Annotated in this window: 5 protein-coding genes and 1 pseudogene; all 6 read right to left on the reverse strand. The window is 41.8% G+C overall.

Annotation, left to right across the window (positions count from 1 at the left end; translation table 11 throughout):
- Positions 1–4,165 (reverse strand): Hpt domain-containing protein (locus tag VLN09_RS09085; RefSeq protein ID WP_325245790.1); only part of this gene is annotated, 4,165 nt, incomplete at its 3' end.
- A gap of 30 nt (positions 4,166–4,195) precedes the next feature.
- Complete coding sequence (locus tag VLN09_RS09090; protein ID WP_325245792.1) at positions 4,196–5,191, reverse strand: CheR family methyltransferase; 996 nt, start codon at positions 5,189–5,191, stop codon at positions 4,196–4,198.
- A 189-nt stretch (positions 5,192–5,380) separates the two neighbouring features.
- Positions 5,381–6,541, reverse strand: a pseudogene (locus tag VLN09_RS09095) (methyl-accepting chemotaxis protein); the annotation flags it as partial.
- Between the two features lie 367 nt (positions 6,542–6,908).
- Positions 6,909–7,439, reverse strand: a complete 531-nt coding sequence (locus VLN09_RS09100; protein ID WP_325245794.1) for a chemotaxis protein CheW — start codon at positions 7,437–7,439, stop codon at positions 6,909–6,911.
- A 3-nt stretch (positions 7,440–7,442) separates the two neighbouring features.
- The gene (locus VLN09_RS09105; protein WP_325245796.1) at positions 7,443–7,805 is read right to left on the reverse strand and encodes a response regulator; all 363 of its coding nucleotides are present in this window, start codon (positions 7,803–7,805) and stop codon (positions 7,443–7,445) included.
- Positions 7,806–7,970: 165 nt separating this feature from the next.
- Positions 7,971–8,348, reverse strand: coding sequence for a twitching motility response regulator PilG (gene pilG / locus VLN09_RS09110; protein ID WP_325245798.1), 378 nt, complete (start codon positions 8,346–8,348; stop codon positions 7,971–7,973).
- Between the last annotated feature and the right edge of the window lie 629 nt (positions 8,349–8,977).

Consider the following 8,977-nt stretch of genomic DNA (forward strand, 5'->3'; position numbering starts at 1 on the left):
CTGCTTCATGGGTCAAGTCACCAATACTGCGGATGCCTGCCATACGTGCACCACCTTTGATGGTATGCAGATGGCGTTGAAGTACCTTTAACGTATTGATATGAGTGATGTCTGCGCGCCACTTACTAAAACTGTCGACCAGTGCATCATCAAGCTCTTGCGCTTCTTCTAAGAAGATTTCTAGTAGCTCAATATCCGTATCGATGGTTTCAAGCTCTAGCTCAGGCACAGCAATACTCTGTACCATCGCCTGATTTTTATGGACGATAGCTTCCCCAATACTGTCAATTTCGTCAATTTCGTCAATGGTATGATCGCCTTGCGTAATACCTTGTAAATGCTCAAGTACCTGTTCATCGATTTTTAATGACGTACTGCCGGCTAAAGCATCAAACAAACCGATTAACTGCGCATGCCCAGCAAGTAAAGTCGTTTGGACATCCGTATTTGCCGCCTGACTGAGGTGCGCACTCAAATACTGATAAGCATTTTGCAAAGCATTAAGGATAGAGACGAATTTTGGAAAGGCTTGCGCATTGTCGTTCAGGTCATTAATTTGCGACAGCTGCTTTGTAATATAGGTTTGAACTTGTTCTGTATCTGAGTGACTCAGCGCTGCCTCTAGTTGCCATTCTGCATCTAGTAGCTCGTCGATACTGCCCTCTAGCAAATCGTTAATCGTTGGCTTATCATCGGCACTCGCATCATTATTACCATCTTGATCATCAAGCAGTGCTTGCAAAGATGCGATATCCTGCCCGCTTTGCATATCCTCTGCTGACATATCTTGCTGTTGGGCATGTTGTTTATAATTATCGAGATAGCCATCAATAAGCGTGACAGATTGAGCCAATGCATTAATATGACAGGCATTCATCGGTGTATCCTGCTGCTGCAACAGCTCTAAACTTTGCTCTATGGTCGCACTCACATCGCTAATAGCCATTAAAGCATTAGATCCTGACGCGGCGCGCAAGGTATGGAATGCTCGCACAATCTCATCACTCACATCAACATAGGGCTCATTTTGATGATGACGCACAAAATCATTAACACCCTCTAACAACGCTTCTGCCTCTTCAATAAAGATATCAAAGAATGCTTGATCTTCTTCACTTTGTGGCATCAAGATAACCGGCGCATCTGCCATTTTCTCGTTTACCGAATGAATCGTCTGTAAAGTGCGATCGATTACATCCTCACTTTCTAACTCTTGAATATCGCTACCGACATCAAGGGTCAGTTGTATATTCTCAGAAAGCCGTGAGCATTGACTGTATACTGCACGGTAGCTAAACTCATCGCCCAACTGCTTACTATAGGCATTGGCGCAGGCAATCCACAACGGCACCATTGCTGGATAGTCTTGGCTTTCATGCTCAAAAGTAGTCAATAACTCAGGATACACAGTCAATACGTCGCCAATCAGCTGCTGTATGTCGGCTGAAACCGTAATGTTCTTATCCAAAATACGATTCAGCATATTTTCTATAGACCACGCCAATTCAGCGCTATAGTGAGCGCCGACCATACGACCTGAGCCTTTTAGGGTATGGAACCCACGGCGAATGTCTTTCAGTTCGCTAAAATCTGTAGGGGAAAGCTGCCACTGCTCATATAGAGGAACGATTTCTTCTAAGACTTCATTCGCTTCTTCTATAAAGATCTCTTTGATATCAGGATCAGCATCATTTGCATCTGCTGCAAGCTCTCCTGCTTCTACGATAAATGATTGCAGCACCAAAGGTAATTCTAAACCTGCTAATGACTTCAAATCATTTGCTGGCTCAGTGACTGAGCTTATGGCTTGCGAGTGTAAATCCTGATCGAGTATATAATGCTCTGATACAGCGTCCGCTGTTTCAATAGCAGCTGTTGATGACGTAGGCTCAGCTACTGCCAAACCCGCATTAAGCGGTTGCTGAGTCATTAAGTTTTGACTTTGTAAAAGTATAATAGCAGGATCAAAGCTTGGTGACTGCTGGGCGGTAAAGTCGATGAGCATAGCGGGTAAGCGCTTTGTAGCTTCTGTTACCAAGGTAACTACATCATCCGTCACTGGTAAGATTTTATCTAACAAACGATTGAGCAGACTTTCAATACACCATGCCATCTCACTAATACTAAAAGCTCCAACCATCCGTCCGGAGCCCTTTAAAGTATGAAAACCACGGCGCAATTCAGTTAACGGTGTCAAATCTTGTGCATCTTGCTGCCATATTGGTAAAAAGTCTTCTAAATCAGCAATCACTTCCGCAACTTCTTCAAGAAATATTTCTCGAATGTCCTCATCGATATCGAAGTTATCAGGTTGAAGCTGTTGACGCACTTTTAGTAAAGCGTCGCTGCCTTCTTTAACGATTGCATTTTTATGATTCACTATTGAATCAATCAATGCTTCACTATTAGACAGCGGGACAATAAGAGGGGCTCTCTCACCATTGTCGTCATAACGTAGTACATCATTAGCGACAGGTTTTTGGGTGAGAAAAGTATCATTGACTGTTTCAGGCGCATAGATATACGCATCAAGTAGATTGGCTGTCGTATTAATATAGGCATTTGCTTTTTCTAGCAAGGATTGATCAAAAAACTGCTGTGCAAGATAATCAAGCAGTAGCTCAATGGAAGTTAAACTCTCTACCAGTGCTTGGGTAACGTCCCAGCTAAGTATTTCAATCTTATGAGTATGTATCTGTAAAAATATATCGGCTATTTTATTGGTTGCTTCACCAACTGATGGCAGCCCCATGCTATTAAACGCTTGACTCATACTAGCAAAATCTGCCTGATTTGGCAGTAAATTCAGCTGTTGCCGCTGTATATAGTTATGGAAATCCTGCTTAACTTCTTCAGCAGCAATACGCAGCTCGCGCAAATCCACATCATTAGCGCTGCTATATAGATTACTTTGCGACGGCAAATCATAATCACTTTCATTTGAAATCGTAAATGATGCAGCGCTACCTATTTTGGTCGCAATGATTTGTTCTGTATTGTAGATTGCACTATATAATTCTTGCAGCTGACGCTCTATCTGCCATTGTTCTTGAGTGAAATCTTGCTCTGATGACAAGCTATGCTCTATATCAGCCGCAATTGACTTAACTTGTGAGCCAAATAAGGTCCAGCCGCGGTCTGCTAGTTGGTTACTTATTTTTGCCAACGGCTTTAATAACGCATGAGGTTTATCAAGGGTGAAAATAATCGCCTCAATCTCACTTAATATACGAGGCAAGAAACGTGCTTCAGCTTCTGTCTGCGCACCACCCTTCAAGAGAGATTGCGTATTATCACTGTTATTGATAAGACCGCTTAACTCGATATAAATACTGCTAATGAGATGATTAAGCTCGTTAGTAGATAACTTATGCTGATGCTGACTACTATCTATCACTTTATCAAGCTGACTTAATAGCCCTGCATAATACTTGGGTAATGGGTTGTCATTTTGCCCAAGATCATGCAGCCACAGCTCTGTTAAATACCACAGACGCTGCAAATTAGTCTCTTGAGCGGTTTGCCATAAATAATGGCTAACCTTCTCCAATGGCGTCAAGATAGCAGGGCTATTTATATTAGCAGCAAACAGTTTGTGAGATTGTTGGCGCCAGACCAATAATAATTGCTGATGCTGCTCATTGTCTAAATCTGACATTGCCATACCTGCTGGTATGGTGATCTCAATCTCATCGTAATCGGCTAAGCCTGCCAGAGCGTTGGCTGATGAAAGGCTGTCTGTAAGAGGCTCTGCTACTACCCCAAACTGTGATAAGACTTGCATCAGCTCAGCCAAGGTTTTATTGATTAAAGCAGTGTGTTGGCTGCCAGTGTGCGCATAGTAACTTAGTTCACGCTGTAACAACCTATGAGCAACCTGTCCCATTCTCAGTTTTTCAGCAGACAGATTGGAATCATTATCTGAATTTAAAGTATCAGTAGTCTCCGCTCCTGCTAATAGGCTGAGCTTGTTCGCTAAACCTGCCAAAGAAGGCTGATTAACCATGGTCAGCGCACCATCAATTTCATGATAACACTGCGCCATTTGCTCATTAAAAGCTTGCCCTGCATCTAGTTGCCAGCCATCAGCTACCTGTGATAACTGCTGATTAAACACTGGCAATAACCACTCAAGCGTCACCATGTCATTGGGCTGGTTTTTCATAGATTCATCCTAACTCTTTTGGGCGCTAATCTAGGCACTGATTTTTTGCCACGCATTAATCTGTGGGTGCGCAATACGGCGCATATTTGAAGGACGCCAAAATAGCGCCTCACCTGGAGCCAATATAATATAACCACCTAAAGCACATTTTTCTGATAATCGTGCCAAAATATCACGCTGATCAAATTTACGAAAATATAGCAGCATGTTCTGGCACACGATTACCTGTTGTAAATGCGCCGTCGGTAGTTTTTTATCCATAATATTATGTAAAGCAAAACGAACCTGCGATTTTAATGTTGGCGTAATCTGCCAGTCAGCATGACTATTGTTTACCGCGCTTTTATTTGTAGTAGCGCCATTAGAATCTACTACGTTAGTAACAGTTTTTGGTAGCAATGGTTGCACAAACTGCTGACAAGATGATGGGATTAATGATTGCTGTCTAGCAGGATATTGACCTAAGCGCGCCGTTGCCAGTGCTTGCTCACTCATATCAGTACCCAATATCTTATAATTACCGACCTGCTTTGAGGCTAAACTCATTGCAAGCGACCAAGTCTCTTGTCCACTCGCACAGCCCACGCTCCAAATACGAAACGGCTTACTAGCGCTAATGTCATGATCACTAGTTTTGTCATCGGTTAACTGCAGTCGTTGATGCTGCAAAGCATACTCAGTAATAAACTCTATAGAAGGCTGATGGCGGAAAAATCGACTTTCATGAATCAATACTTTATCGAGCAATTGCTGGCGCAGCACATCGTTGTGCGGCAACTGCTGCCATAACTGGGCAGTAGTCACTCCATGAGTTGACGCCGTTTGATTGACAGAATTTTCAAGCCAATTGCATTGAATACTAGGTAAGATAAAACCAATCTCATACTCTATATAGCGCTGCCATTGCCTTGCATCAAAAGCGTAGTCATCGCCTATCGCTGTTACATCTTCTTGTAGTAAAGTCTCTACCAATGTAACTTCTGCTCTATAGATACTATTGTTATCTTGTTGAATATGATGATTCATGTGACCTGCTATGAATGTTGCTGCTCCAAACTGAAAAACGTCTATTTAGAACGACAATCTGGTTAACATTTCAATAGAAAAGATCATAAATGCTATCGACAGTTATTAACTATTAACAGAGATTCTCTCATCGATATCTAAATACTCATTGTCCATACTGTCATAACCCAGCTGCTCATCATCGTTCGATATCTTAAAGCCGGTGACTGATTCTTGTAGTGCTGCCGCCATTTCATTCAGCTCACCAATAGAGCGTGCCGTCGCCATCGTGCCAGAAGACGTCTGCGAAGTAATATCTTGAATGATATTCATGGTATGAGAGATGTGACCTGCCGACTCTGCCTGTTGCATAGCAGCATTTGAGATGTTTTGGATCAGATCCGCCAAGGTATTAGAAACGGTTTGCACCTCTTCTAGGGCTTCACCCGCATCTTTTGCCAAACGTGCACCGCGTACCACTTCAGAAGTGGTTGATTCCATCGACATAACGGCTTCACTGGTGTCTGCCTGAATGGTTTTTACCAATGTTTCAATCTGTTTGGTTGCATTGGCTGAACGCTCAGCAAGACGCTGAACCTCATCAGCAACGACCGCAAATCCTCGTCCAGCTTCACCAGCCATCGACGCCTGAATCGCGGCATTCAATGCCAGAACGTTGGTCTGGTCTGCAATATCATTAATCAAACCAACGATATCACCAATCTCTTGCGAAGATTCACCAAGGCGTTTGATACGTTTTGATGTTTCTTGAATCTGATCACGGATAACGTTCATACCTTCAATAGAACGCTGTACAACTTCTGCCCCATTGTAAGAGATGGCAACCGAACGCTGAGCAACGGTCGCAGATTCTGCTGCGTTATTTGAAACTTGGTCAATCGATACCGTCATCTCATTAATAGCGGCCGATACACCAGCGATTTCTTGTGCTTGGTGTTCAGATGCCTCAGCAAGCTCAATTGCATTCATCTGCGTTTCCTCTGAGGACTGCGATACACGATCTGCCGTACTATTAATCACCAATACCAACTGACGTAATTGGTCAATTGCGAAGTTAACGGAATCGGCGATCGCTCCAGTAAAGTCTTCTGATACTGTCGCATTCACTGTCAAGTCACCGTCTGCCAAGTCACCCAACTCATCAAGCAAACGCAAAATCGCAATCTGATTACGCTCGTTCTCTTCTTGAATTTGGCGCGCACGCTCAGACTCAGATTCCGCCTCTTGGCGGCGACGTAACGTCTCTTTTTCGATAAGCAAACGCTCTGAGCCACCGCGCTGCTGTAATAGTTGGTATAAGGCAAATAAGATACCCAATACACCCAGTACAAATAAAATCACTGGCACTACGACGGATTGGTTGAAACTCTCCAAATATTGACTGACCAATGATAAGGATTTTACCAACCAAAACAGACATGCCACACTTACCAACACACTAAGCCCCAATAAGAGCTTCCATTTACTATTGGCATCAGTCGTGTTTTTATGGGTACCAGCTACAGGGTTTTTTATAACATCACTCATCGTACCTATTCCTTTCAAACAATCGTCAAAGTCTTATCGTGACTGACTCTGAAATCATATTGTTATCAAACAACAGTGATTCACAAAGCCTGTATGAATGCTGACAAAGCACCGAATTCTGTCAGCCATTGCTTCCTATCATTTTTTGACAAACAGTTGCGTGTCAAACATTAACGTTGATAAACGATAGTTATATTGCAGCATCGGTATACTGTATATCCTGTGCCAACAAGCTTGGCATAAACACATACCAATCTTGATCATTTTTGAAAAACTTGCCATGGTTATAAGGCGCAAATGGTGAATTTGGCTCAATCGCTTCTGGCTGATACTGTTCTTGAGTAAACTGTTCGATACCAAGTACTTGATCAACAAGCAACCCCGAAAATACATTACCATGGTCAATCACCATAACCTTGCGCTGACTCATTTGCGCTAAGCTGCTAGGCACTTGTAAAAATCGAGACAAATCAGTCAACGGCAATAAGCGTCCACGAATATTGGCGATGCCAAGCATCCAAGGCTTTACTAAAGGCACGCTGGTGTATTCTGGCATAGATAATACTTCGGCTATTTGACCCATTGGCGCAACCAAACGTTGACCACCGATCTCAAATACCACTCCTTGCCAGTCAAATTCTTGTCCACCGCGGCGTCCACTTTTACGCGAACGTGCCAAATCTGCTATACGCAGAAGCTCAATAAACCCTCTGGATGCCACAAGCTACTCCATTACTTTACGAATGATCTGAACCAGACCACTTTCATCAATCGGCTTGGTAATATACTCTTTTGCGCCTTGACGCTTGCCCCACACCCGATCGGTTTCTTGATTTTTGGTACTGATCATGATTATAGGAATGTGCGCGGTCGTCTTGTCACGAGTAATTTTACGAGTTGCCTGAAAACCGTTCATCTCAGGCATTACTACGTCCATCAAAATGACGTCTGGTAGATGATCAATCGCCATTTGGCAGCCTTGTTCACCATTAATCGCTTCCAATACTTGATAGTTATTTTTAGAAAGCATGTCGCGAAATTTCGCCATCTCAGAGGGCGAGTCGTCAATGACTAATACAGTAGTCATGGTTATTTCCTTTATTTTCGATGATATCCGTTAGAATATAGTGTTAAAACAAACCGATTGAATTAATATTTTTATACTGAGCTAAATGTATGATACTAAATATGATAAAAATACTTTATCGTTAAATGTATCGCTATATGAAAACTTTATGACCATTTTACATGATTAACGATACTGATTAATTGCCTCAAAAAGCTCATCCCTACTAAACGGTTTGGTCAAATATTCATCAGAACCCACAATACGTCCGCGGGCTTTATCGAATAAACCATCTTTAGATGACAACATGATTACAGGCTTGCTGGCATAGTCAGGGTTATTTTTAATCAAAGCACAAGTCTGATACCCATCCAAACGTGGCATCATAATATCCACAAAAATAATATCTGGATTATGATCCACAATCTTCGCTAAGGCATCAAACCCATCAATGGCAGTTACAACTTCGCAGCCAGCCTTTTGCAATAAGGTTTCTGCGGTACGGCGAATAGTTTTTGAGTCATCAATAACCATCACTTTTAAACCATCAAAATCATTTTCCATTCTCATTGTCCTATTAACGACTATTTATTCATCATGCGATATGTTCACAGTGCTTTTTATGCGTAATACTACTTACTCATAATGCGATTCATGAATACAAACCATTCATCTAAAACAGCGCGCAGTCCTACCAACCTATGACATCGCTTATTTTTGGCTTGATCTAAACAGGGAACCGCCATGAGTCACTATACGCACTTCATGATGAATTATCTTAGTAAGTTGGGCGTTATGCTAAATTTTTTACAGCGTTATTATAGCCATAAATTCAGTGATTACTCATACCTTACAATCATTAATTATTGCAGGTGAGTTTTACGAGTAATTCAATCAAATGCTATATCAGTAAAAGAGTATCTCTTACTCAGTATTATTTACTATAAAAAAGTCAAATATTGAGTCCCATCAAAAAACCTACCATGTTAAGAACCGAAAAAACGAACTAAGACGCCCATAAATAGTTTCTTTAGTAAGTGTCGTCTGCTCCATCATAGTCATTATATAAAGCTAGCACTCACCTTACCCAATAGTTTACCTTTGTAATAAAGATGTATCATTATATTTTAATATGTTTGTTTTAGCATAGTTGCCAACCATTTTCCAGTAATTAGTAGATTTATGTTTAAATT

Origin of the sequence: Psychrobacter sp., assembly GCF_035469765.1 — a bacterium.
GTDB lineage: Bacteria > Pseudomonadota > Gammaproteobacteria > Pseudomonadales > Moraxellaceae > Psychrobacter.

What these genes read in the sequence shown, in the direction of transcription:
- VLN09_RS09090 (WP_325245792.1), bottom strand. Translation starts at nt 5,191, where the DNA reads ATGAATCATCATATTCAACAAGATAACAATAGTATCTATAGAGCAGAA.
- VLN09_RS09105 (WP_325245796.1), bottom strand. Translation starts at nt 7,805, where the DNA reads ATGACTACTGTATTAGTCATTGACGACTCGCCCTCTGAGATGGCGAAA.
- pilG (WP_325245798.1), bottom strand. Translation starts at nt 8,348, where the DNA reads ATGGAAAATGATTTTGATGGTTTAAAAGTGATGGTTATTGATGACTCA.